The sequence below is a fragment of the Croceicoccus pelagius genome (assembly GCF_001661915.1).
Classification (GTDB): Bacteria; Pseudomonadota; Alphaproteobacteria; order Sphingomonadales; family Sphingomonadaceae; genus Croceicoccus; species Croceicoccus pelagius.
The window spans coordinates 88,046-112,500 of the sequence record NZ_LYWY01000033.1 but is presented as its reverse complement, the minus strand read 5'-3'; the positions used below and the strand labels follow the sequence as shown (position 1 = coordinate 112,500).

General features: G+C 64.8%; 26 protein-coding genes. 11 read left to right on the top strand and 15 right to left on the bottom strand.

Annotation, left to right across the window (positions count from 1 at the left end):
* Window positions 1-14: 14 nt before the first annotated feature.
* The gene (locus A9D15_RS07870) at window positions 15-1,835 is read left to right on the top strand and encodes an ABCB family ABC transporter ATP-binding protein/permease (RefSeq protein WP_066763729.1); all 1,821 of its coding nucleotides are present in this window, start codon (window positions 15-17) and stop codon (window positions 1,833-1,835) included.
* Window positions 1,836-1,838: 3 nt separating this feature from the next.
* Here A9D15_RS07870 and A9D15_RS07865 read toward each other — a convergent pair whose 3' ends face one another.
* On the bottom strand, window positions 1,839-2,234 hold the full coding sequence (locus A9D15_RS07865) for a GFA family protein (RefSeq protein WP_066763728.1): 396 nt from the start codon (window positions 2,232-2,234) through the stop codon (window positions 1,839-1,841).
* 60 nt (window positions 2,235-2,294) lie between these two features.
* A complete protein-coding gene (locus tag A9D15_RS07860; RefSeq protein ID WP_066763727.1) occupies window positions 2,295-2,699 on the bottom strand; it encodes a hypothetical protein in 405 nt (134 codons plus the stop codon).
* Between the two features lie 196 nt (window positions 2,700-2,895).
* On the opposite strand from A9D15_RS07860, the gene A9D15_RS07855 reads away from it, so the two are divergent.
* Window positions 2,896-4,386 (top strand): SulP family inorganic anion transporter, encoded by a 1,491-nt coding sequence (locus A9D15_RS07855; RefSeq protein ID WP_066763724.1) that lies wholly within the window; start codon window positions 2,896-2,898, stop codon window positions 4,384-4,386.
* A 229-nt stretch (window positions 4,387-4,615) separates the two neighbouring features.
* Here the strand turns inward: A9D15_RS07855 and A9D15_RS07850 are convergent, their stop codons facing one another.
* The 4 genes from A9D15_RS07850 to A9D15_RS07835 form a co-directional block, all read right to left on the bottom strand.
* Window positions 4,616-4,966 carry a helix-turn-helix domain-containing protein gene (locus A9D15_RS07850; protein ID WP_066763722.1) on the bottom strand — a complete coding sequence of 117 codons (351 nt, stop codon included), beginning with the start codon at window positions 4,964-4,966 and terminating at the stop codon, window positions 4,616-4,618.
* 205 nt (window positions 4,967-5,171) lie between these two features.
* A complete protein-coding gene (gene hslU / locus A9D15_RS07845) occupies window positions 5,172-6,473 on the bottom strand; it encodes an ATP-dependent protease ATPase subunit HslU (protein WP_156521704.1) in 1,302 nt (433 codons plus the stop codon).
* 11 nt (window positions 6,474-6,484) lie between these two features.
* The gene (hslV, locus tag A9D15_RS07840; RefSeq protein ID WP_066763719.1) at window positions 6,485-7,072 is read right to left on the bottom strand and encodes an ATP-dependent protease subunit HslV; all 588 of its coding nucleotides are present in this window, start codon (window positions 7,070-7,072) and stop codon (window positions 6,485-6,487) included.
* 56 nt (window positions 7,073-7,128) lie between these two features.
* Window positions 7,129-7,629, bottom strand: a complete 501-nt coding sequence (locus A9D15_RS07835; RefSeq protein WP_082924340.1) for an outer membrane protein assembly factor BamE — start codon at window positions 7,627-7,629, stop codon at window positions 7,129-7,131.
* Window positions 7,630-7,843: 214 nt separating this feature from the next.
* Between A9D15_RS07835 and A9D15_RS07830 the strand changes: the two genes are divergently transcribed.
* Window positions 7,844-8,356 (top strand): ubiquinol-cytochrome C chaperone family protein, encoded by a 513-nt coding sequence (locus A9D15_RS07830; RefSeq protein WP_156521703.1) that lies wholly within the window; start codon window positions 7,844-7,846, stop codon window positions 8,354-8,356.
* Window positions 8,353-8,868 carry a YceD family protein gene (locus A9D15_RS07825; protein WP_066763717.1) on the top strand — a complete coding sequence of 172 codons (516 nt, stop codon included), beginning with the start codon at window positions 8,353-8,355 and terminating at the stop codon, window positions 8,866-8,868. Before A9D15_RS07830 ends, A9D15_RS07825 begins: the two co-directional genes overlap by 4 nt.
* A 10-nt stretch (window positions 8,869-8,878) precedes the next feature.
* On the opposite strand, the gene putA is transcribed toward A9D15_RS07825, so the two are convergent.
* Complete coding sequence (gene putA, locus A9D15_RS07820) at window positions 8,879-12,391, bottom strand: bifunctional proline dehydrogenase/L-glutamate gamma-semialdehyde dehydrogenase PutA (RefSeq protein ID WP_066763713.1); 3,513 nt, start codon at window positions 12,389-12,391, stop codon at window positions 8,879-8,881.
* 121 nt (window positions 12,392-12,512) lie between these two features.
* On the opposite strand from putA, the gene A9D15_RS07815 reads away from it, so the two are divergent.
* The gene (locus tag A9D15_RS07815) at window positions 12,513-12,986 is read left to right on the top strand and encodes an Lrp/AsnC family transcriptional regulator (RefSeq protein WP_066763710.1); all 474 of its coding nucleotides are present in this window, start codon (window positions 12,513-12,515) and stop codon (window positions 12,984-12,986) included.
* 4 nt (window positions 12,987-12,990) lie between these two features.
* Here the strand turns inward: A9D15_RS07815 and A9D15_RS07810 are convergent, their stop codons facing one another.
* The 6 genes from A9D15_RS07810 to A9D15_RS07785 form a co-directional block, all read right to left on the bottom strand.
* Complete coding sequence (locus A9D15_RS07810) at window positions 12,991-13,791, bottom strand: TlpA disulfide reductase family protein (protein ID WP_082924338.1); 801 nt, start codon at window positions 13,789-13,791, stop codon at window positions 12,991-12,993.
* A gap of 21 nt (window positions 13,792-13,812) precedes the next feature.
* Window positions 13,813-14,367, bottom strand: coding sequence for a single-stranded DNA-binding protein (gene ssb, locus A9D15_RS07805; RefSeq protein WP_066763708.1), 555 nt, complete (start codon window positions 14,365-14,367; stop codon window positions 13,813-13,815).
* A 150-nt stretch (window positions 14,368-14,517) separates the two neighbouring features.
* A complete protein-coding gene (gene feoB / locus A9D15_RS07800) occupies window positions 14,518-16,368 on the bottom strand; it encodes a ferrous iron transporter B (RefSeq protein WP_066763706.1) in 1,851 nt (616 codons plus the stop codon).
* On the bottom strand, window positions 16,365-16,673 hold the full coding sequence (locus A9D15_RS07795; RefSeq protein ID WP_308419929.1) for a FeoA family protein: 309 nt from the start codon (window positions 16,671-16,673) through the stop codon (window positions 16,365-16,367). Before A9D15_RS07795 ends, feoB begins: the two co-directional genes overlap by 4 nt.
* A gap of 74 nt (window positions 16,674-16,747) precedes the next feature.
* Window positions 16,748-17,413 carry a COQ9 family protein gene (locus tag A9D15_RS07790; protein ID WP_066763703.1) on the bottom strand — a complete coding sequence of 222 codons (666 nt, stop codon included), beginning with the start codon at window positions 17,411-17,413 and terminating at the stop codon, window positions 16,748-16,750.
* Between the two features lie 6 nt (window positions 17,414-17,419).
* Complete coding sequence (locus tag A9D15_RS07785) at window positions 17,420-18,049, bottom strand: ankyrin repeat domain-containing protein (RefSeq protein ID WP_229660407.1); 630 nt, start codon at window positions 18,047-18,049, stop codon at window positions 17,420-17,422.
* 99 nt (window positions 18,050-18,148) lie between these two features.
* Between A9D15_RS07785 and A9D15_RS07780 the strand changes: the two genes are divergently transcribed.
* From A9D15_RS07780 to A9D15_RS07755, 6 genes are read left to right on the top strand one after another with little or no spacing between them, the layout of a single operon-like run.
* Complete coding sequence (locus tag A9D15_RS07780) at window positions 18,149-18,751, top strand: SCO family protein (RefSeq protein ID WP_229660406.1); 603 nt, start codon at window positions 18,149-18,151, stop codon at window positions 18,749-18,751.
* Window positions 18,739-19,209, top strand: a complete 471-nt coding sequence (locus tag A9D15_RS07775; RefSeq protein ID WP_066763699.1) for a YcgN family cysteine cluster protein — start codon at window positions 18,739-18,741, stop codon at window positions 19,207-19,209. Before A9D15_RS07780 ends, A9D15_RS07775 begins: the two co-directional genes overlap by 13 nt.
* The gene (locus A9D15_RS07770; protein ID WP_082924337.1) at window positions 19,206-19,970 is read left to right on the top strand and encodes a M48 family metallopeptidase; all 765 of its coding nucleotides are present in this window, start codon (window positions 19,206-19,208) and stop codon (window positions 19,968-19,970) included. Before A9D15_RS07775 ends, A9D15_RS07770 begins: the two co-directional genes overlap by 4 nt.
* A gap of 41 nt (window positions 19,971-20,011) precedes the next feature.
* Window positions 20,012-20,479, top strand: a complete 468-nt coding sequence (locus A9D15_RS07765) for a hypothetical protein (RefSeq protein WP_066763697.1) — start codon at window positions 20,012-20,014, stop codon at window positions 20,477-20,479.
* Between the two features lie 11 nt (window positions 20,480-20,490).
* Complete coding sequence (gene ribD, locus A9D15_RS07760) at window positions 20,491-21,459, top strand: bifunctional diaminohydroxyphosphoribosylaminopyrimidine deaminase/5-amino-6-(5-phosphoribosylamino)uracil reductase RibD (protein WP_066763753.1); 969 nt, start codon at window positions 20,491-20,493, stop codon at window positions 21,457-21,459.
* A gap of 9 nt (window positions 21,460-21,468) precedes the next feature.
* Entirely contained in the window at window positions 21,469-22,089 is a 621-nt protein-coding gene (locus tag A9D15_RS07755; RefSeq protein ID WP_066763696.1) for a riboflavin synthase, read from the top strand.
* Window positions 22,090-22,111: 22 nt separating this feature from the next.
* Here A9D15_RS07755 and A9D15_RS07750 read toward each other — a convergent pair whose 3' ends face one another.
* Window positions 22,112-23,281: an amino acid aminotransferase gene (locus A9D15_RS07750; RefSeq protein ID WP_066763694.1), complete on the bottom strand. Its 1,170-nt coding sequence runs from the start codon at window positions 23,279-23,281 to the stop codon at window positions 22,112-22,114.
* A 165-nt stretch (window positions 23,282-23,446) separates the two neighbouring features.
* Complete coding sequence (locus A9D15_RS07745; RefSeq protein ID WP_066763751.1) at window positions 23,447-24,298, bottom strand: DUF1134 domain-containing protein; 852 nt, start codon at window positions 24,296-24,298, stop codon at window positions 23,447-23,449.
* Between the last annotated feature and the right edge of the window lie 157 nt (window positions 24,299-24,455).

Below are 24,455 nucleotides of genomic sequence, written 5' to 3'. Positions count from 1 at the left end.
CTAGATAAGGGGCGATGCCGCCCGATCATGCCACGACAAAAACGCTCGACACCGCTGCCGACTGGCGGGTGATGAAGCGTTTCCTTCCTTACCTCTGGCCCAAGGGCAATACGCCCCTGCGCCGCCGGATCGTCATCGCCATGTTCATGGTGCTGATCGCCAAGGCGACGACGCTGGCGCTGCCCTTTGCCTACAAGAACGCCATCGATGCGATGACGACGCCGAGCAACGCGGCGGCGATGGCGGCCATGGCTTTGGTCATCGCCTATGCCGCGGGCAGGTTTGCGGGCGTCTTGTTCAACAACTTGCGCAACATCGCGTTCGAGCGGGTGGCGCAGGACGCGACGCAGACCCTGGCCGCCGACGTGTTCGCTCGGCTTCACCGCCTGTCGCTCAAATTCCACCTGTCGCGCCGAACCGGGGAGGTTACCAAGACGATCGAGCGCGGGACCAAGAGCATCGACACCATGCTCTACTTCCTGCTGTTCAACATTGCGCCGACCGTGATCGAGCTGATCGCGGTGGCGGTCGTCTTCTATATCAACTTCGGGTGGACACTTGTGGCCGCGACGGCCGCGACGGTCGTCGCCTATGTCCTCGTCACCCGCTGGATCACCGAGTGGCGCACCCAGTTGCGCGCGCAGATGAACGACCTTGACGGACAGGCGCTGTCGCGCGCGGTCGACAGCCTGCTGAATTACGAAACGGTCAAGTACTTCGGTGCAGAGCATCGCGAGCAGGAGCGGTACGAGCGCGCCACCCGTGCCTATGCCAACGCAGCAACCAAGAGCGAGAATTCGCTCGGCCTGCTCAACATCGCGCAGGCCGTGATCATGAACCTGCTGATGGGCGGGGCCATGGCCTATACCGTGTGGGGATGGAGCCAGGGACGCCTGACGACCGGCGATCTGGTTCTGGTGAACACCTACCTCACCCAGCTCTTCCGCCCGCTCGACATGCTCGGCATGGTCTATCGCACGATCCGGCAGGGCCTGATCGACATGGCCGAGATGTTCAAGTTGATGGATACGCCGCTGGAAGTGTCCGATGCGCCGAACGCGCCTGCACTGGACATGCGACGGCCTACCGTGGTCTTCGACAAGGTGCGCTTCGGTTACGAGAAGCACCGCGAGATCCTGCATGGCCTGACTTTCGCGGTCGAAGCCGGAGAGCGCGTCGCAATCGTTGGCCCGTCGGGCGCGGGCAAGTCGACGATCGCACGGCTCCTGTTCCGCTTCTACGATCCGCAAGCCGGGCGCATCCTGATTTCGGGCAAGGACATTCGCACCGTCACGCAGGAATCGCTGCGCCGACATATCGGCGTGGTGCCGCAGGATTCGGTGCTGTTCAACGACACCATCGGCTACAACATCGCCTATGGCCGTGAAGGCGCGACCCGCGGAGAGATCGAGGCAGCGGCGCGCGGTGCGGCGATTGCCGACTTCATCGAACGACTGCCCGACGGCTACGAAACCGAAGTGGGCGAACGTGGCCTGAAGCTGTCGGGCGGAGAGAAGCAGCGCGTGGCGATCGCGCGCACCCTGCTCAAAAATCCTGAGATCATCCTGTTCGACGAGGCGACAAGCGCGCTCGATTCCCGGACCGAGCAGGACATCCTGAAGACGATGCGGGCCGTGGCGCGCAACCGCACCACGCTGACCATCGCGCACCGCCTGTCGACGGTGGCCGATGCCGACCGCATCCTCGTGCTCGACGGTGGCAAGCTGGCCGAAAGCGGCAGCCACAACGACCTTTTGCGTATGGGCGGGCTCTATGCCGACATGTGGTCGCGCCAGCAGGCGGAGAGCGACGATCTGTCGAACGCGGCGGAATAGCGCCTAGTCGTTTTCCGGAAACCGCTGATAGCGGGGCAATTCGTGAAGGTTCGCTTCCCAGCCGACCGCATCGGCCAGTTGGACGTGCTTGGTCGGCGCAAGTTCGTCAGGCTCGTCGAGCGTGGCGATCTGGATATCGACTTGCTCCGGAGCCTCTACACTCGTGTAGAACAGGCCCGTCCCGCAGATCAGGCAGAAGCGCCGCTCAACCCCCGGCGTCGAGCAATAGACCGCGGTGTCTCCGCTCAGCGACAGGTTCTCGATCGGAAAGCCCGCCCAGGCAACGCTCGTCGCGCCGCCACACCGACGGCAGTCGGTGCAGTGGCAGACCGAGACGTGGTTCGGGTCGCCGGTAACTTCGTAGCGCACCGCCCCGCAGTGGCATCCGCCTTCAAGCATTGCGCCCCCTTGTCAGGAAACGACGCCGTGAGCCAACGCAACCCACGGCGTTTGTAAAGATCAGCCCTCGACCCGTTCGACTGTCGCGACATTCGCCGGATCGGCATTGCTGGTCGCAGTCCAGGTGCCGTCCTCGTTCATCGTTTCGGTGTAGCAAGCCTCTTCCCCGCCTTCGGGGGTTTCGCACCATGCACCGGGCGTGGCCTCGGTCCAGGTACCGGTGACGTTCGAACCATCGCTGCCAACGGCTGTATAAGTACCGTCTTCGCGCACGTCGTAATCGTAAGTCGTGCCGTCGCCGGCGGTCACCTTGTACTTGCCCCACGAAGGATTGCCGTCGACGCCCATCGCGGCTGCCTCGACCGGTTCGGCGGTCATGGTCTCTTCGACAACGGGCGGTTCGCTTGCAGTGTCATTGCACGCGGCCAAGGCAAGGACCGCGACGATAGTGGCCATCTTCTTCATGTCATCTACCCCCAAACTTCGCCGACTCGTGGCCGGCGCGCGAGGCTACCCCACCCGTGACCCCAAGGACACGCAATTCGTCCCGCGTCCCGGGCGGGGCTTGCCAAACGGCGGACAAGCGGGCAGTTCGCAGGCGCAACATGAAGGCGGGACGCGCCCGCCTCTCCTGAAGAAGACACAGTGGAAAGCTGAGCCCATGACCCAGCCCGGAGCGTTGAAGCGCGACTGGTTCTCGAACATTCGTGCCGATGTCCTTGCCGGTATCGTCGTCGCCCTTGCCCTCATTCCCGAGGCGATCGGCTTCTCGATAATCGCGGGCGTCGATCCACGCGTGGGCCTTTATGCCTCGGTCGCCATCGCGATCATCATCTCGTTCACCGGCGGCCGTCCGGGCATGATCTCGGCGGCGACGGCGGCGGTTGCCGTGCTGGTCGTGCCGCTGGTGCGCGATCACGGGGTGGAATACCTGTTTGCCGCGACGATCCTGATGGGCCTGTTCCAGATCATCGCATCGGTCCTGCGGCTCGACCTCCTGATGCAGTTCGTCTCCCGTTCGGTCATCACCGGCTTCGTCAACGCGCTCGCCATCCTGATTTTCATGGCGCAGCTGCCGCAGCTGACGAACGTGACCTGGCATACTTACGCCATGGTGCTGGGCGGCCTCGCGATCATCTACCTGTTGCCGCGCGTAACCAAGGCGGTGCCTTCGCCGCTGGTCGCGATCATCGTGCTCTCGGCAATCTCCATTCCGCTGGGCCTGCCGGTCTTTACCGTTGGCGACATGGGCGACCTGCCGCAAGGCCTGCCCAGCCTCGTCCTGCCCAACGTCCCGCTGACGTGGGAAACGCTGCAGATCATCGCGCCCTATTCGGCGGCGATGGCGGCGGTCGGTCTGCTGGAATCGCTGCTTACGGCGCAGATCGTGGACGACATGACGCACACCGATTCCAACAAGCGCCGCGAATGCTGGGGCCAGGGCGTGGCGAATATCGGCGCCTCTCTGGTCGGCGGCATGGGCGGCTGCGCGATGATCGGACAGTCGGTCATCAACGTGACGAGCGGGGGCCGCACGCGCCTTTCGACACTGACCGCAGGCGTCACGCTGCTGATCCTTCTGGCGGCGCTTGGCCCCTATGTTGGTCAGATCCCGATGCCCGCGCTGGTCGCCGTCATGATCATGGTCTCGATCGGCACGTTCTCGTGGAACTCGATCCCGAACCTTCGCAAGCACCCCTGGCCGTCCTCTGTCGTCATGGTGACGACGGTCGTCATGGTCGTGGCGACGCACGACTTGTCGATCGGCGTGCTTTCGGGCGTGCTGCTGTCAGGCATCTTCTTCGCCGGCAAGGTCCAGCGCATGTTCTCGGTGGTGCGTGTCCGCGAAGGCGACAAGGCGATCTACAAGGTCGAAGGCCAGATCTTCTTCGCCTCGGTCAACCGGTTCGAAAAGGCATTGGGCCCCGAAGGCCAGTACGAGGACGCGGCGATGCACGTGGTCATCGACGTGACCGCCGCGCATTTCTGGGACATTTCGGCCGTCGGCGCGCTGGACAAGGTGGTGGAACGTATGCGCCGCCATGGGCGCAGCGTTCAGGTTGTCGGGCTGAACACGGCAAGCGCGGACCTGGTCGACAAGTTCGCGCTGACCGACAAGACCGGGGTGGAAATCGGGCTGGCCCCTCATTGAGTCTGGGCCCCTCAGTGAACCTGGGTCTCCGCACCGATCGGGTTTGCAGCGGGTGACAAAGGTGACACCCTGTCACCCACTCGCGCCACATCGCAAAGCCGCGGCCTAGGCGGGTTTCGCACACGACCAGCTTGGGTGACAGGTCAGCGGCAGGATCGACGACAGGAAAGAACGGCGCCCATCATGACGCCGCCGTCGGATGTAGGAAAATTTTTTCGAAACGCTCGCGTCAGAGCGAGAAGAAGGACCGCGCCGCTCCGATCATGTTGGCGACGGGACGGCCCCGGCGCTTGCGTTCGTGGCGGATGTCCGACGCGCCCTGCCCGTCGCCCGACTTATTCAGGCACGCACGCACGGCATCGGCAATCTCGTCCGCGTCGATGCAAACGCAATTCGCAAAGGCGCGGGCAAAGCCGAGCGCGTGGATCTTGCTGGGAAGTTCGGAAAATGCGTCGTGTTCGAGCGCTTTTAAATAGCGCGTCGAAACCTTGGTAGAGGAAGCAATATCGGCAAGAGTAAGGCCCTGCCGAAGCCTTGCTTCGGACAGGATCGTTCCGACCTGACCAGTGCGACCGTCCATGTAAGCATCGTCCCGTATGCTGCGCGACTCGAGTCCCAAGAGCCGCGTTACGCATTGGGTAACATTACTTTTACACAGGAGCGAGTCCGCGGGTTGACCGCCATCGCAACCGAAAAACGGTTCGGCGTGAAACCATGTTGCAGCTGTGGATGGCCGCGGCACGAAAGCGCCGGAAGCGGTCGCTCCGCGACCGGCGCGTTAGCGATCAGAGGATATACTTCGACAGGTCCGCGTCGCCGGCCAGTTCGCCCAGCTTGTCGCGCACGTACTTTTCGTCGATCGTGACGGTCGTGCCGGTGCGTTCCTCGGCGTCGAAGCTGACTTCTTCCAGCAGCTTTTCCATTACCGTCTGCAGGCGGCGGGCGCCGATGTTCTCGACGCTTTCGTTCACGCGCGCCGCTGTCGCGGCGATTTCGCGGATCGCGTCGGGCTGGAAGTCCAGGGTGACTTCTTCCGTCGCGATCAGGGCCTTGTACTGTTCGACAAGGTTCGCCCGCGTTTCCGACAGGATGCGGATGAAGTCTTCCTCGGTCAACGCGCGCAGTTCGACGCGGATCGGCAACCGGCCCTGAAGCTCGGGCAGCATGTCGCTAGGCTTGGACACGTGGAACGCGCCGGATGCGATGAAGAGGATGTGATCGGTCTTCATCGGGCCGTACTTGGTGGCCACCGTCGTCCCCTCGATCAGCGGCAACAGGTCGCGCTGCACGCCTTCGCGCGAAACCGAACCGCCGCGAACGTCCGACACGGCGATCTTGTCGATCTCATCCAGGAAGACGATGCCGTTGGTTTCCGCGTTCTGCAGCGCGACGCGGGCAACGTCGTCCTGGTCCATCCGCTTTTCGGATTCCTCGTCGACCAGTTTGTCCCAGGCCTGCGCCACGGTCAGCTTGCGGCGTTTCATCTTGGCCCCGCCGAACGCCTTGCCCATCATGTCGGACAGGTTGATCATGCCGACATTGCCGCCAAGGCCGGGGATCTCCATCGAGGGATTGGGCGTGTCCTCCACCTCAATCTCGATCTCCTTGTCGTTGAGGTGGTTGTCGACCACGCGCTGGCGGAAGCTTTCGCGCGTCGCCTCGCTGGCGGAATCGCCGACAAGCGCGTCGAGCAACCGCTTCATCGCCGCGGCACTGGCCGCCTCACGAACGGCCTCGCGGCGGCGGTCCTTCTCCAGCCGGATCGCTTCTTCGGCCAGATCGCGGGCGATCTGTTCGACGTCGCGGCCGACATAGCCAACCTCGGTGAACTTGGTCGCTTCGACCTTCACGAAAGGCGCGTCGGCAAGCTTGGCCAGCCGGCGGCTGATCTCCGTCTTGCCGCAGCCGGTGGGGCCGATCATCAGGATATTCTTGGGCGTGACCTCGTCGCGCAGTTCGTCCTTCAGACGCTGACGGCGCCAGCGGTTTCGCAGGGCAACGGCAACGGCGCGCTTGGCGTCCTTCTGGCCGACGATGTGTTCATCGAGCGCGGCGACGATGGCCTTGGGGGTCAGGTTTTTCATGATTGTCTTTTCGATCAGGATTCGACGGATTCGAGCGTCACGTTGTCATTCGTGAAGACGCAGATATCGGCGGCGACCTTCATCGCCTTCCGGGCGATCGTTTCGGGATCGTCCTCGTAGTCGACCAGCGCGCGTGCGGCGGACAGGGCGTAGTTTCCGCCCGACCCGATCGCCGTGATCCCGCCTTCGGGTTCCAGCACGTCACCGTTACCGGTGATGACGAGGAGGACGTCCTTGTCCGCCACGATCATCAGCGCCTCGAGGTTGCGCAGATACTTGTCGGTACGCCAGTCCTTGGCCAGTTCCACCGCGGCGCGCATCAGCTGGCCGCGATACTGTTCAAGCTTGCGTTCAAGCCTGTCGAACAGGGTGAAGGCATCGGCGGTCGCGCCAGCGAACCCGGCGATGACCTTGCCCTTTTCCGGGCCGCCTTCGCCAAGGCGGCGTACCTTGCGGGCGTTGGGCTTCATCACGGTATTGCCCATGGAAACCTGCCCGTCACCGGCGACGACGGTCTTGCCGCCGCGCTTCACGCCGATGATGGTGGTGCCGTGCCACGGGGTGAGCCCGTGGGCCGAATGATGATGTGAATTTCCGTCCATGGCCGCGATATGGGATCGCGGCACGAGGGTTCAATATCGAACGGGTTCGGCCTGCCTCAGCTGCCGTTCGTTCCCCCGCCGACCCCGCCGCCCATGCCGCCGGCACCGACCGCGCCGATGTTGCCGAACAGGTCTTCGAGGAAGCCGCGGTCGCGGCCCAGGGTCGGCGTCTTGTCGCCGTCGGGGTTGATGTCGCGTACGTCGTCCATGCCCGCCGTCGTCACCGACGACACGTTACCGGCCGCATCGAATGCGACCTTCAGCACTTCGTGACCCTCGATCTCGGGCTGGCCGAACACGCGCTGTTCGGTCGTGCTGGAAACGTAGTAATAGACCGGATCGCCGAACTGGCTGGCGAAGCTGGGCTGGCCCAGTGTGCCTTCGACCGACTGGCGATTGTCGAGACCCGGCGTGATCGCGGTGGTCAACGCCTGGTCCATGACATAGCCGCGACGATCCTTGATCGACGTGCAGCCCGCCAGCAGCATCGGCGTCAGGGCCGCGAAAGCCGCGATCTTCAGCACGGAAACAGTCTTCTCGCTGCGGTTCGTCGCCATTGTGTTCCTACGCGCCTTTCGCCAATCGCACGGTGTGCCTATATCTTCGCACGAAGCCTTAGTGTCAGTGCGCCGCGCGCACAAGGCGCCGGGCACAGTCCCTGTGAACTTAAGGGTGCCCGCCCCGGCGGTTCGAGCGCTTGGCGCTTGGGCCTTGCGGGTTTAATCTTGGATGAATGACCGTGCGGGTGCGCGGCGTGAATGGAGCGTTTCGATGTTGCGACTGCTGGACCGGATCTTCGGGCGACCGCGCGAAGGCGACCTGACGAAGCTGTGGCACCGGATCGTCGAAATCGCGCGCGAGCCGCACTGGTACGCGATGCGCGATGTTGCGGATACCGTCGAAGGCCGGTTCGACATGGTGACGGCGGCAACCGCACTCGTCATCATCCGCCTGAACGAAGAAGGTGACGTAGAGGCCGCGGCGCGGCTGACCGAGCTTTTCATCGACGACATGGATGGCCAGCTGCGCGAAGCGGGCGTGGGCGATCTTGTCGTCGGCAAGTCGATGGGCAAGCTGGTCTCTGCGCTCGGCGGGCGGATCGGGGCCTACAAGGACGGGCTGGACGGCACGGACGCGGATCTTGCCGAGGCGGCGGAGCGTAACGTGACGCGGAACGATGGCGCGGGCAGTGCCCTGCCGCTGGCCGAGGGCTTGCGCGCCTTGCACGCCGACATTTCGGCGACTCCTTTCGAAAAGCTACTTGCAGGGGAGATCACGCGATGACCCATGAACTGTCCGAACTTTCCCGCTGGGTCTCCGTCGGCCAGGCGCAGGGGCGCGAGATCGTGGTGACCGCCGACGCGGCAGAACGCGACCGGCTGGCCGAACGCTTCGGCCTTGTCAGCGTCGAATCGCTCGACGCCAGCGTCGTGCTCGAAAAGGACGGCATGGTCGTTACCGCGACGGGCCGCCTTCAGGCATCCATCGTGCAGTCCTGCGCCATTTCGGGCGAGGACCTTCCTGCCGAGATCGACGAACCGCTGCTTTTCCGCTTCGTCCCCGAGGGCGAGGCAAGCGCACCGGACGAGGAAATCGAGCTTGACGCCAGCGATTGTGACGAAATCACCTATTCGGGCGACCGTTTCGACGTCGGCGAGGCCGTAGCGCAGAGCCTTGCGCTGGCCATCGATCCCTTCGCGACCGGCCCCGATGCGGAACGTATCCGCACCGAGGTCGGCCTGGAAGAGCCGGAGAAGGAGAACCCCTTCGCCGCGCTGAAGGGGCTCAATACCTAGGCCATCAAGATCAAGCGAGCGCCATCAGGCTCGCATTGCCGCCCGCCGCCGTGGTGTTGGTCGAGGTCGAGACTTCTTCCAGCAACCATTCGCGGTGGTAATGGCCATCGGGGCCCGGTGCCTGAAGCAGCGGGATCTGGCCGCCCATCGCCGCGATATTGCCCAGCGTGTCGGTATCGGGAGTCTCGATCAGGGCAGCGCCCCAGCGGCAATCGTCGGGCAGCACGTCCAGCCAGCGGACCGACAGCCCGTCGGGCACCACGATGTCGCGCATGTGTTCGCCCGCAAGGATCGCCGCGCTGCCGCCAGCCGAAAGCACGGTCATCAGCTGCTTCACCAACCCGTCCCGCGTGCTGGGCACGACGAGCACTTCGCCGCGCGGTTTCAGTTCATAGACGTTCTTCTCGCCCACCGGTCCCGGCAGTTCGACCGGCGCATCGGGAAGCGCGACCTTGGCACCGGTACGGACGAGGCGGCCCAGATAGAGCGGACCGCCCGCTTTCGGACCCGTCCCCGACAGCCCGCAGCCGCCGAAAGGCTGCACGCCGACAATCGCGCCGATGGTGTTGCGATTGACATAGACGTTGCCGACCTCGATCCGGTCGGTCACCTGCCTGATCGTCTCATCCAGCCGCGTGTGCAGGCCGAATGTCAGACCATATCCGGTATCGTTGATCGCATCGATCAGCTTCATCAGGTCGCGGCGCTTGTAGCGCACGACGTGCAGCACCGGGCCAAAGACCTCGCGGCCCAGCCAGTCGATGGAGGCGATCTCGATGATCGTGGGAGCAACGAACGTGCCGCGCTCCGTCTCAGGCGGAAGGGCGACGCGTTCAACCTTGCACCCTGCCTCTTCCATGCGGGCGACATGGCCCTCGATCATCTCGCGCGCTTCTTGCGTGATGACGGGGCCGACGTCGGTGTGCAGCATCTCGGTATTGCCGATGCACAGTTCGTTGAGTGCGCCTCTCAGCATGGCAAGCTGACGATCGGCGATCTCTTCCTGCAGGCACAGGACGCGCAGCGCCGAACAACGCTGCCCCGCGCTGTCGAAGGCACTGCCGATAACGTCGGAGACGACCTGTTCGGCCAGCGCCGAGCTGTCGACGATCATCGCGTTCTGCCCGCCGGTTTCCGCGATGAGCGGGATCGGCGCGCCGTGGCGCGACAGCCGCGTGGCCAGTTCCTTTTCGATCAGCTTGGCCACTTCGGTCGAGCCGGTGAACATCACGCCCTCGATTTCGGGCGCGGCAACCAGCGCCGCGCCGACATCGCCCGCGCCGGGAAGGAACAGCAGTGCGCTTTCGGGAATGCCCGCACGGTGCAGCAGACGCACCGCCTCTGCCGCGATCAGCGGGGTTTCCTCGGCAGGCTTGGCCAGAACGCTGTTGCCTGCGACCAGCGCGGCAACGGCCTGCCCGACGAAGATCGCCAGCGGGAAGTTCCACGGACTGATGCAGACGATAGGGCCGAGCGGTTCGGCTTCTGCCAACATCTCGCGTGCCTGCACCGCGTAATAGCGCAGGAAGTCGACCGCCTCGCGCACTTCGGCGATGGCGTTGGCCGCGCTTTTGCCCGCCTCGCGCATGGTGAGGCCCATGAGGCGTTCCATGTCCGCCTCCATCATGTCGGCCGCGCGTTCGAGGCAGGCGGCGCGTTCCTCGACCGGAACTTCGGCCCATTTCGCTTCGCCCTTGGCCGCTTCGCGCGCGGCATGGCGCACGTCGCGTTCGACGGCAAAGGCGCAGTATCCGACGATCTCCTGCAGGTCGGCGGGATTGCGAACCGGCATCCGCTTGCGTTCGACGCCAAGGCCCGGGACCATCGGCCCTGCCACCGGCATCTCGCGGCCCGACTGCTCCAGCTTGTCCGACAGCGCGGCGAGCGAGAATTCATTCGACAAGTCGATCCCGCGGGAATTGCGACGTTCGGGGTAGAGGTCGCGCGGGTTCAGGATTTCATCGTGCGAAGACCCGCGCGGAACGATCGTCTTCGCCTGCTCAACCGGATCGGTGGCAAGGTCGGAAACCGAAACGCCCTCGTCCCAGATGCGATGCACGAAGCTTGAGTTCGCGCCGTTTTCAAGCAGGCGGCGCACGAGATAGGCCAGCAGCGTCTCATGCGTGCCGACCGGCGCATAGATGCGGCACGGACGGTTCAGCTTTTTCGCCGCGACGACTTCCTCGTAAAGCGGCTCACCCATGCCGTGCAGGCACTGGTATTCCCAGTCGCCGATTTTGAAGTCGGGCCCGGCAAGGTGATAGATCGCGGCCAGCGTCTGCGCATTGTGCGTCGCGAACTGTGGGAACAACACGTCACGGTTGTCGAGGAGCTTCTTCGCGCAGGCGAGGTATGACACGTCGGTGTGGACCTTGCGCGTGAAGACGGGAAAATCTTCCAGCCCGTCGACTTGCGCGCGCTTGATCTCGCTGTCCCAGTAGGCGCCCTTGACCAGACGCACCATGATGCGGCGATCGGCGCGGCGGGCAAGATCGACCAGCCAGTCGATGACATAGGGGCAACGCTTGCCATAGGCCTGCACGACGAAACCCAGCCCGTCCCAACCGGCCAGCGCCTCGTCGGTGGCAAGGTCTTCGAGGATGTCGAGCGAGAGTTCGAGGCGGTCGGCCTCTTCCGCGTCGATGTTGAGGCCGATGTCGTAGGACTTGGCGAGCTTCGCCAGTTCCAGCACCTTGGGCGTCAGTTCCTCGATCACGCGGTGTGCCTGCGAACGGGCATAACGCGGGAAGAGCGCGGAAAGCTTGATCGAGATGCCCGGGCCGGAGTGAATGCCGCGCCCTGCCGAAGCCTTGCCGATCGCGTGGATCGCGCGTTCGTAGTCGGCGTAGTACCGATCCGCGTCCGAAGCGGTCGTCGCCGCCTCACCCAGCATGTCGTAGCTGTAGGAAAAGCCCTTCGTTTCATAGACGCGGGCGCGCTTCAGCGCCTCCTTGATCGTCTCGCCGGTCACGAACTGTTCGCCCATCAGTTCCATCGCGATGTCGACGCCCTGGCGGATGACGGGTTCGCCGGCGCGGGCAATCACGCGGGTCAGAGCGGTGGCAAGCGACTTGTCGTTGACACTCGACACCAGCTTGCGCGTGACGACGAGGCCCCACGTAGCCGCGTTGACGAACAGCGGGCGGCCCTGCCCCAGGTGCGACTGCCAGTCACCGTTGGCGATCTTGTCGCGGATCAGCGCATCGCGCGTGTCGGCATCGGGAATACGCAGCAAGGCCTCGGCAAGGCACATCAGTGCCACGCCTTCCTGGCTGGAGAGCGAGTATTCCTTTACCAGTCCCTCGACCCCGCCGCGCTGGCCCTTCTTACGCAGGGAACGGACGAGATTCTCGGTCAGGTCGCGCACGGGCGCGCGCAGATCGACCGGCAATTCGGCCTGCGGGATCAGCGCCTCGACACAGTCGGGTTCGGAACGTCGGTATGCCGCCGTGATCGCCTTGCGAAGGCGCGACGCGGGTCGAACGGGGGGAGCAAAGGAAGCAAACGGGTAGTGAAAGTCCACGGGCGGGCCTTCTCGGTCAGTGTGATGCTGCAAGGTATCACCGAGCAGATAGGAAAAGGCACCAAAGAGTGGCATATCGCATGCCGGTTCGTACCTTTCTTCACGGGACTAACTGATCGAAATGCCTAAATATCCCGAAAGCCAAGGTCCGATCGACCGACTGGACCGTCGGATCATCGAAGAATTGCGCACGGACGGGCGGCTCACCGTGACCGAACTCGCGCGCCGTGTCGGTCTGTCCAAGACGCCGTGCCAGCTGCGCATGAAGCGGCTGATGGACGAAGGGTACATACGCGGCTTCCGCGCGGTGATCGACCCGGTGAAGTTGGGCCTTGGCCAGATCGCCTTTGCCGAAGTGAAGCTGCTCGACACCGGCGACAAGTCGATGCGCGAATTCCGCAAAGCCGTGCTGGAGGTTCAGGAGGTGGAGGAGTGCCATATGATCGCGGGCAACTTCGACTTCCTGCTGAAAGTGAGAACCGCCGACATCGCCAGCTACCGGCAGGTTCTGGGCGAACGGATATCCACCCTGCCCAACGTGTCGAGCACGTCATCCTTCGTGGTGATGGAAACGATCGTCGAAGCAGGCGACTAGGCCGCTATTCGCTGATCCCGGCAACTTCTTCGCGGAAGCCGGCTCGCGAGATTTCGCCGACGTGTGTTGTCACCACTTTTCCCGAGGCATCGACGAAAACCGTCGTCGGGATCGTACCGTTGCCAAGATCGCGGCCAAGAACGCCTTCTTCGTCGAGAACGACACCGCTGGGCAGGAAGCCCGCGTCGTCAAAATATAGCATGATCGATTCGGCGTCCTCGCGCTGGTTCGCCAAAAGCACCGGTATGTCGCTGCGGGCTGCTTCGTCGGTCAGCATGGGCAGTTCGCGGCGACAGGGCGCGCACCAGATGGCCCAGACGTTCACGACGTAGGGCCGCCCCTTCAGCGAGGCGGTATCGAACGGCTCGCCCTCCAGCGTCGTCAGCGCGGGCAGGTCCGGCATCGGATAAGGCGCAGGCTTCAGTGCCGCGGCGCCCGCGAACCACACGAGAGCGCATAGGGCCAGCGCCGCCTCGGCCAAGATCAGCGCCCGCCCCTTGCGCAGCCGCCAGCCGAGAAACAGCGCCGCCGCGACGAAACCGGCCCATGCGACGAAGCCGCCCTGCCAGATCGCGATGGTGTCGAGATAGTCGTAGGAAAATGCCGTCCAATGCTTGGCCACATAGGCCGCGCGTGCCGCGACGATGGCCACCAGCAAGGTGGCACCCAGCGCTTTCGCATCGGTCCGGCCCGAACGCACCGCAATCCTGTCCATCGCGAACAGGAAAGCGAGCATGAGGGCCACCGCCAGAAGCCGGTCCGCCGCCAGCGCGATCGGCCCGAGTTGGACGATGCCGTCAGTCATTTACGATTGGAAAATCCGCGATCAGAACGGAATATCGTCGTCGAGATCGTCGTAGCCGCCGCCCGAGCCGCCGGAGCCACCCTTCGAACCGCCGCCCTGGTTCCAGCCGCCACCCGAGGAGCCGCCCGACGAGCCGCCACCCTGGTTCCAGCCGCCGCCGGAGCCACCGCCTGAGGAGCCACCCCAATCACCTCCGCCGCGGTTGCCTCCGCCTGCGCCGCCCGACGCACCGTCGAGCATGGTGAGCGTGCCGTTCATGCCGCGCAGCACGACTTCGGTGCTGTAACGGTCGTTGCCCTGCTGATCCTGCCACTTGCGGGTCTGCAGCTGGCCTTCGATGTAGACCTTCGAACCTTTGCGCAGGAAGCGTTCGACCACGCCGACCAGACCTTCGGAGAAGATCGCGACGGTGTGCCACTCGGTCCGTTCCTGGCGTTCGCCGGTGTTGCGGTCCTTCCACGTCTCGCTCGTCGCGATGCGCAGGTTCGCGACCTTGCCGCCGTTCTGGAAGCTGCGGATTTCGGGGTCCGCGCCGAGGTTGCCGATCAGCATGACCTTGTTGAGTGAGCCCGCCATGTTCTCTCCGCCTTGGATGGATTGAGGGCGCACGCAACGACTGGCTGCGCCCGGAAGGTGATTCTGCGGAAACGGATATAGGACTGCCCCCGCGCCCGCGCCAATGGCGACGGGGCGGATTGTGCGGGCTTATCGACAGTCGTGCGCGCGCTACAGCCCGGCGGCGGTCGCTATCCAGAAGGTCGCGCCAGCCGCGATGTAGGCAAGCACGAACAGGTAGGTGAGCATGACGATCGGCCACTTCCAGCCGTTCGTCTCGCGCCGGGCGACGGCGATGGTGGAGAGGCACTGCGGGGCGAAGACGAACCAGGCGAGGAAGGACAGCGCCATCGGCAGAGTCCAGTCTGCGACGAGGCGCGGGCCCAGTGCCTCCGCGGTCTCGTCCTCGTCGTCGCTTGCCACCGCGTAAGTCGTAGCCAGCGAGGACACGGCGACTTCGCGCGCGGCCATCGCGGGGATGAGCGAGAGGGCCATGTCGCGATTGAAGCCGATGGGTTCCACCACCACGGCAAGGCCATTGGCAAGCTGGCCCGCGATGGAGGCATCGACCTGGTTCTCGCCCGGCTCAGCCTGCGGGAACGACAACAACAGCCACAGGATGATCGTGACGCTGAAGATGATCGTACCCGCACGACGCAGGAAGATGTAGCCGCGCTGCCACAGACCGATGGCGACGTCGCGCACGCGTGGCACCTGGTAACGCGGCAGTTCCATGATGAAGCCGGAAACGCCCCCTTCCGTCACGCTGCGACGAAGGACAAAGGCAACCAGCATCGCGCCGACGATACCCGCAACGTAGAGCGCGAGAAGCACCAGCCCCTGAAGCCCGATGCCCGGCCCGACCGAACGGGCAGGAATGAAGGCGGCGATGATGACGGCATAGACCGGCAAGCGCGCCGAACAGGTCATGAGCGGCGCAATCAGGATCGTGGTCAGCCGGTCCTTGGGATCGGTAATCGAACGCGTCGCCATGATGCCGGGAATGGCGCAGGCGAAGCTGGACAGCAGCGGAATGAAGCTGCGGCCGGACAGGCCGACGAAAGCCATCAGCCGGTCCATAAGATAGGCCGCGCGCGCCATGTACCCGGTCGCCTCCATCACAAGGATGAAGAAGAACAGGATGATGATCTGCGGCAGGAACACGACGACGGAGCCGACACCGGCAAGAAGACCTTCCGTCACCGCGTCGCGAAGGAGACCGGCCGGGAAGTTCGCGACGACCGCGTCGGACACGAGCCCGACGACGGCTTCGAGCGCATCGGCAAAGGGCGTCGCCCATGCGAAAACTGCCTGGAAAACGATGAACAGCAGCGCGAAAAGGATGACCGGGCCGACCCACGGATTCAACAGAACCTTGTCCAACCCGCGGTGCAACCGGCGCTGTTTCGTTTCCGAAATGATCGCGCCCTTGGCCATGGCCCGCGCGCTGACGCGGCGTTCGACCATGTCGACATGGGTGGGCAGGGTCGGTTCGTGCGCGCCCTGTTCGGTCACTTTAGCGACTTCGGCGGTGAGTTCGGTGAGCCCCTTGCGGCGCACGGCCACAGTCTCGATCACCGGCACGCCAAGCGATTCTTCCAGCGCCTTGGGATCGAGCACCAGCCCGTCGCGCGCAGCAAGGTCCAGCATGTTGAGCGCGACGACCGTCGGCATGCCAAGCGCAATGACTTCCTGCGCGAAGACGAGATGCTGTTCGAGATTGTTGGCATCGACCACGACGATCAGCGCGTCGGGACGGCGCTGGCCTTCCTGGCGGCCCATCACGACATCGCGGGTCACCGCCTCGTCAGGGCTCGACGGTTCGAACGAATAGGAACCGGGAAGGTCGACCAGTTCTGCCGGCTCACCGCTGGCAAAGGTCATCCGCCCTGCCTTGCGTTCCACCGTCACGCCGGGATAGTTCGCGATCTTCTGACGGGCACCGGTGAGCGCGTTGAACAGCGCACTTTTCCCTGCATTGGGGTTGCCGACAAGCGCGATGGTGCGGGGGGCGCGGCTCACTTCACATACTCCGATGCCGAATGGCCAGCCGCGTGCACGCCTTCGTCGGGCGCGTCCTCTACCTTGATGGCCAGCGCGTGGGCGCGGCGCAGGGCTACGGTCATGCGGCCGATTTCGACGGCGATGGGATCGCGGCCCGAAAAGATTCCGCGATGGGCGATCTTGAGCACCGCCCCGCTATCGATGCCGAGCGCGCGCAGGCGGCGGGCCTCGCCCTCGTCAAGCACGGCCCAGTCGACCGCGACGACGCGGAGGGCGTTTCCAAGTGGCCTGTCGGCCAGCGACATCTCGGATTTTGCAGTCATGAGAATCGGGCGGGTCGCACAAGTCAGACGACTTTGCAACTCATTCTCAATAATTGACCTGAATCAAATTCGCCTCAGCGGGCGGGATAGCGCAGGCGCCCCATCAGGCGCGCAAGGCTGAAATGCTCGCGGTCCGCGCCAGTGAACTTCGCCTTGGCCTTGCCGAAGCGGGCCACGTCCTGCAGCCGCCGGTCGAGAAAAGCGTAAGTCTCCGCCTGGTTCGCGCTGCCGTCATCGACCAGCACCGCGAGAGTCGCGGCATAGATCGAGGCGAGGATCGCGCGTTTGGAATAGTGGTTGAAGTCGGTCGCGGTATCGCCCGCCATGCGCCACATCAGGTCTGCCGTTCGCCAGCTCAGCTTTGCGGTGCGCACTGCGTTTTGCGGCATCGCCATGACGACGAGCGCGCGGCGCAGCGCCTCTCGCTTTTTCGCGGCCTGTTCGATGCGGAAGACGACGAGCGAGCGGATGCGCTGCGAAAAGCCCATCTGCCGGATCATTTCGGCCGGAAGCGCTTCGGCCATGGCGCGGTCGGTCGCCGAAATCCACGCCTCGATCATGTCCATCGCGCCGCCGGGATAGGCGAGGCGCGCGACATCGGGGTCCAGCCCCTCGAACTCGGCGGCAGAGGCCACCGCCTTGTCGGTCCAGCCGTCGAAAATGGCGGCATCGGCAACGGCCGGAGCCAGCGCCTGCGCCATTTCGTCGAGCGTCATCGATGCATATTCGGGCTTGTCCATAAGGGCCTAACGCATGTCGGGGCCGTAGGTGCCCCCGTCCGTGCCTTCGCCGTCCGCGGCCTCGATCGCGGCAAGGACCGGGCTGTTACGCCCGTCGCGCACGGCATAGTCGCGCGCGCTGCGGCCCGAATTGTCCGCCTTGTCGGGGTTCGCCCCGTTTTCCAGCAGGATCTTGGCCATGTCGGCATCGCGTAGATGCGCGGCCAGCATCAACGGCGTTTCGCCGGTCGAGTTCGTCTCGTCCACTTGCGCGCCCGCTTCGGCCAACGCTTCCATCCCTTCGATGAAGCGCAGCGATGCGGCGAGTTCGAGCGGGGTCACGCCCTTGTTGTCGCGGATGTTGGGGTTCGCGCCCTTCTGCAGCAGGAACTTCACCCAGACGAGATCGCGGCGTTCGACCACTATGTGCAGACCGCTTTCGCCGGTCGTGATGTTGCGCGTGTTGACGATCGTCGTACCCGGTTCGGACAGGTATTCCGTCACCGCGTCGCCGTCGCGCTTCTTCACCGCTTCCAGGAACTTGTAGCCATCGGAGAACTGAGCGAGCGCCGGGGCGGCGACGGCAAGGCCGAGGCCTGCCATGGCCAGTGCGGCGGTCCGCATTATCGTGCGAAACAATTCAAGACCCTCTTTCATCGTGTCCAGCCCCTGCGGTTCGGCGTTCCATCCAAACCAAGGCTCTTGCGTCCGGCCTCTTAGCAGGACATGAACCGCCCCGCCATGCCCCGATACAATATGACACGTTCGCTCCTTCGCGCCCTCCCGCTTGCCGCGGCAGCCCTGCTTGCCGGCTGCGGCCCGCAAGGCGGCAGCGCCCTCGAAATCGAACCTCCGCTGGAAGGCGCGGCCATCGGCGGCGACTTCACGCTTGTCGGCAAGGACGGGCAGGCTGTCAGCTGGTCCGATTTTAACGGCCAGTGGCGCATCGTTTATTTCGGCTATACCTTCTGCCCCGACGTCTGCCCGGTCGATGCCGCGGCCATCGGACAGGGGTTGAGCGCGTTTGAAAAGGCGCACCCCGACCTTGGCAAGCAGGTCACGCCGATCTTCATCACGGTGGACCCCGAACGCGACACCCCCGAAGTCGTCGGCGAATTCGCGGCCAACTTCCACCCGCGCATGGTGGGCCTGACCGGCACGCAGGACGTCATCGACGCAACCGCCAAGAAATTCGTCGTCTATCACGAAAAGGGCGAACCGTCCGAAGGCGGCGGCTATCTCGTCAATCACACCAACCAGACCGTGCTGTTCGACCCCGAAGGCGAACCGGTGGCCCTGCTGCCGACCGACATGGGCGGGCCTGCCGTGGCCGAAGAACTGGCGAAATGGGTGAAGTGACGCCCCCGTTCTGGGAACGTCCGCTTGGTACGCTGGACGAAACCGAATGGGAAGCGCTGTGCGACGGGTGCGGGCAGTGCTGCCTGGTGAAGCTCGAGGACGCGGACACGGGTGAGATCTACGACACCGACGTGTCGTGCACGCTGCTCGACACCTGCACTGCGCGCTGCACCGACTATCCCAATCGCAAGGCCAAGGTCCCCGACTGCCAGCAGATGACCCGCGAGAATGCGGGCACGCTGCCGTGGCTGCCCGAAACCTGCGCCTATCGCCTCCGGGCAGAGGGCAAGCCTCTCTACGACTGGCACTATCTCATCAGCGGGGACCGCGAGGCCGTGGTACGCGCCGGCATTTCGGTCGCGGGCCGCGTCATCAGCGAGGATGAGGTCGACGCAATCGAGGACCATGTCCAGATCGAGGGCTTTGAGGCGATTCGCGTCGAGGATGAGGAGGAATGACCAACAGGGCGCGGCGCGGGCTTGAGGCTTTCCTCAAACGCAAGGCCGCCGTACCGACCGAGGACGTGTCGGCGCTCACCCTGCGCGATGGCCGAGAGCTGACCTTGCGCATCCGCCGCCACCCGACCGCACGCCGCCTGACCCTGCGGATTGCGCCCGACGGCAGCGAGGCGCGCGTCTCGATCCCGCGTTGGGCACCCTTTGGCGAAGGCCGCGTCTTTGCCGCATCGCGCATCGATTGGCTGACCGCGCAGCTTGCCAAGGTGCCGCAGCCGGAAACGGTCGGCGCAGGCTCTGCCCTGTCGTTCCGCGGCCGCGATCTTGTCGTGACATGGCGTCCCGACCTGCCGCGCAGCCCTGCGATTGTCGGCGACGCGCTCCAGCTTGGCGGACCTGCCGACAATGTCTCGCGCCGGGTGCAACGCTGGCTGGAGGCCGAGGCGATTGCCCTGATGCGGGCCGATCTCGCCTATTACTGCGATGCTGCCGGCATGGCCGCGCCCGACATCCGGTTGAGCCGCGCGCAACGACGCTGGGGTTCGTGCTCGACCAGCGGGACAATACGCGTGAATTGGCGACTGGTCATGGCGCCCGATCACGTGCGCCGCTCGGTCGTCGCGCACGAGGTCGCGCACCTTGCCCACTTCGACCACTCGCCCGCGTTCCACGCCTTCCTCGCCTCGATCTACGAACATGACATCGCCGTCGCCGACCGCTGGCTGAAACGGCACGGCCGCTCGCTCCACGCGCCGTTCGGGTAATTAGTGGCACATTCAGGCAGAAAGCCTTATTGAGCCGGGCAATGGCCCAGACATCTGCCTTTTCCCGTTTCTTCTCGCTGTTCAACCCGGTGAGCGCCATCCGCGACTTCAAGGAAGTCTGGGTGCAGGAAAACCCGTATCGCTGGCGCATCGCGCTTGTCTCGCTGGTCGCGACGGGGTCGATCTTCTCGATAATGTTCGGCGAATCGCAGCGCATCGAACCACGTGCGCCCGAAATCACGTGGATCTCGACGCTGGATGAAACCCGCACGGACGAGGAAATCATGGCCTCGAACATCGCGAACCAGAAAGAGAAAGACCGCATCCGGGCCGAGCGCGAGCAACTGGAGGCAGAAAAGCGCGAGATCTACGAAGCGATCGGCCGCGCATCGGGCATGGACGTCGAGGAAGCCCGCGCCAAGGGCGAGGCCGAACGCGCCGCCAAGGCCAAGGCCGAGGAAGAAGCCCGCCAGCGCGCGCTTGCCGAGATCGAGGCCCGCCAGAATTGACGAAAGCGGGGGTGCATGTTCGGGACTTGCGCTGGCTTTCCGCCGCCGCCCGCATTGCAGAGCGTGGCCGCCCGCTATCACGCCCCAATCCCGCCGTCGGTTGTATCCTGGTGAAAGACGGCCGCGTGATCGCGCGCGGCTGGACCCAGCCAGGCGGTCGCCCGCATGCCGAGGCGATGGCGCTGGCCGCCGCTGGCAACATGGCGAAAGGCGCGACGGCCTATGTCACGCTGGAACCCTGCGCTCATGAAAGCGAGCGCGGCCCGTGCTGCGCGGGCCTGCTGGCGCGTGCAGGCGTCGCAAAAGTCGTCGTCGGCGCGTACGACCCCGATCTGCGCACGGCGGGCAGCGGCAATGCCATGTTGCGCGATGCCGGTATCGAGGTGGCCGAAGTCGCGCACGAAGGCTGCGCTGATTCGCTGGCCGGATACCTGACGCGGGCGTCGCTGGACCGGCCTTTCGTGACACTGAAACTTGCGCTCTCGCTCGACGGCTGCATCGCACTGGCGAGCGGGGAGAGCCAATGGATCACCGGAGCCGCAGCACGGGCGCACACCCACCTCGAACGGGCGCAGCATGATGCGATACTCGTCGGTGGCGGGACTTTGCGGACGGACAATCCACGCCTCGACGTGCGCCTGCCAGGTTTAGAAGCGCGCAGCCCCGAACGCTGGGCGCTGACGCGCGGCGATGTGCCCGACGGGTGGCGGGCGCTGCGCGATCCGGCGGACCTGTCGGCGCTTGCGCCTGCGCAGTATCTCTTCGTCGAAGGCGGGGCGCAGACCGCTGCCGCTTTCCTTGCCGCCGACGCGGTCGACCGCTTGCTGATCTACCGCGCCCCCATCGTCGTCGGCGCGGGCCAAACCGGCGTTGCGGACATCGGGCTCGGTTCACTGTCCGATGCCCATGGCCGCTGGCGACAGGTGGACCGGCGCACGCTCGGCACGGACACGCTGGAAGTCTACGCCCGCACCCGCTAGCAGGGCGTCATGTTCACCGGAATCGTCACCGCCCTCGGCACCGTAACCTCCGTCGCCCGCACCGGCGACACGCGCCTCACCATCGCTTGCCCGTTCGATCCGGCAAAGATCGCCATCGGCGCATCGATCGCCTGTTCGGGCGTGTGCCTGACGGTCGTGGAACGCGGCGGACAGGCGGGCGATGCGTGGTTCGCTGTCGACGTTTCGGACGAGACGATCAGCAAGACGGCGCCGCAACAGTGGTCGGACGGGGCAACGGTCAACCTCGAACCGGCGCTGAAGCTGGGCGACGAATTGGGCGGGCATATCGTCACCGGCCATGTCGATGCCGTGGGCCGTGTCGCCGTTCGGGAAGAGCGCGGCGGTTCGCTGCACATCGAGATCGACGCGCCCGCTGCAATAGCGGCCTATATCGCCACCAAGGGTTCGATCACGGTGGACGGCGTCTCGCTGACGGTGAACGCTCTCGAAGACCTTGCCGACGGGTCTGCGCGTTTTTCGCTCAACATCATTCCGCATACCGCCCAAGTGACGACGCTGGGCACCTTGCAGCAGGGTTCCGCCGTCAATTTGGAGATCGACGTGCTGGCGCGCTACCTCAAGCGGATGAACGACCTGCGCGCCACCTGAGGCAGCGCGCAGACTTTGAAAATCAGGCGCTGACTTCTGCGACTGCGGCGATGAACTTGTCGATGTTGCCCATCGTCAGGCCCGCCACGTTGATGCGCCCCGAACCCGCCATGTAGATCGCGTGATCGTCGCGCAGCGACTGGATCTGTTCCTTCGACAGCGGCAGCATCGCGAACAGGCCGTTCTGCGTGCCATAGGGCGTCATGTCGACGCTACCCGCGGTGCCGGCGGCGGCCAGTCGCCCGCGAACCTGGCGCATGCGGGTACGCATCTGGTCAAGCTCGTCCAGCCACTGTGCGGTCAGCGCCTCGTCTTCAAGGATGACGCGAACCGCTGCCGCGCCGTGATCGGGCGGCATCGACCAGTTCGCACGGGCCAGCGAAGCACCGTTCGACATGATCGCGGGCATCGCGCCCTTGTCGGCCATGACGTAGATCGCGCCGACGCGGTCGCGATAGAGGCCGAAATTCTTGTCGCACGAATAGGCCAGCAGCGCCTCGGGCACCGCGTTCATCACGATGCGAATCCCTTGCGCATCCTCTTCCATCCCGTAACCGAGGCCCTGGTAGGCGAGGTCGAGGATCGGCAGCAGGCCCTTGTCCTTCAGCAGCGCGGCGATCTCTTCCCACTGTGCATCGGTGTAATCGATACCGGTCGGGTTGTGGCAGCAGCCGTGCAGCAGGATCGCATCGTTCGGACCAGCCGCGGCGATCGCGGCCTTCAGCGCGTCCATGTCGACGACGCCGCCCGACGCGTGGTTGAAGGCCACGGTGTCGAGGTCGAGATCTTTCATGATCTGCGCGTGGTTGGGCCAGCTGGGCGTGCCCATGATGACGCGCTGGATGCCGGCCTTCTTGGCAAGACCGACGGCAAGACGCACGCCGCCCGTGCCGCCCGGGGTCTGCATCCCGTCTATCTGGTCGATCTTGGCAAAGCCTTCGCCGAAGATGAAAGGCTTCAATGCATTCACGAAACCCATGTCGCCTTCGGGGCCGAGGTAGGCCTTGGAATCCTGCGTTTCGAGCAGTTTCTTCTCCGCGCCCTTGATCGCGCCGAAGACCGGGGTTTCGCCCTGTCCGGTACGGTAGACGCCGACGCCGAGATCGATCTTGTCCGCACGCTCGTCTGCGGCATAGAGCTTGATCAGCGCGAGCAGCGCATCGGCGGGCTGGGCGGGAAGGTTAGCGAGCATCGTGTGTAGTCCTGCTGTGATCGCGCCGCGCAGGTTTCCATGTTTGGAGTCGCGGCGCGCGCTCCATGCCCACGCAGGCGCGCGGGGGCAAGCCCCAGCGGGGACTTACTGGTGCTATAGGCAGGGAATCGCAGCGGTGTGGTCAATCATAAAGGGCTGCGCCGATCAGAACGGCAGCCAGCGCTGCTTTTCCGAAAACTTCATGTAGCCCGCGTTGACGCCAAGCCGCAGGCCTGCACCAACGCGGATCGGGATCAGCACGACGTCGCCCTTGCGCATGTAGCTCGCGTTGAAACCGCCGACGAGATAGGCCTGCCCTTCACCGGCGGGGTAACGCTCATAGAGCTCCTGCGAATCCCATAGGTTGTAGACCAGCACGAAAGTCGAACCGGCATTGGCGCCCGCGTCAAAACCGATCGACGGGCCGGTCCAGTAGACCTTGCGCTCACCCTCCACCTTGTGATGCAGCGTGCCCGAGCCATAGCGCACGCCAATGCCCAGCGCGCCGCCCGCTTCACGCCCGACGATATAGGCGTTGGGCTGTCCCTGCTTTTTCAGGATGTCGCGGATCAGGCCCGCCAGTCCTTCCGCGCCTTTGCCGAACACACCTTCGGCCGCGCCGATCAGGTCGTCTTCCTGGTAAGTCTGGTTGGTTTCGGTCGTTTGCACCGGGGCTGCGGACTGAGCCGGAGTGGCCGGATACTGCGGTGCCGGACCGGGCGCGACAGGCTCTTCATAGGGATCGGTCGGGTCGACGGGATAGCTGTCGGTCGCTGGCGGAACTTCGGTGCCATAGGCGCTGGCATAGGGGTCGCCGCTGACCGGCGGCAGTTCCGCGCTTTCGGCAGAGCCGGGAACGGGAGCCGCGCTGCCCCCGCCTGCCAGATCGCCGTCGATGGCGGTATCGGGATCGATCGTCTGCATCTGCGCGCTCGCCGGATTGGCCGAAAGACCCGCCATTGCCGCAAGCGCTACGGCCCAGCCGAAGCCGCGAGTGGATTTGGAGATGCGCGTCATGGTCTTTCCCTGTCCGTTTGTTCTTGCGGCCAACTTGTTCTTGCCGCCAGCCGCTTTGCGGCCCGCGGGCGCACGGCAAGCGATGCCCCTTCGGGCCTTGGCATGGATCCACACAGAGGCTGCGGGCAATGAATGGGCGGTGAATCGAATCGAATGT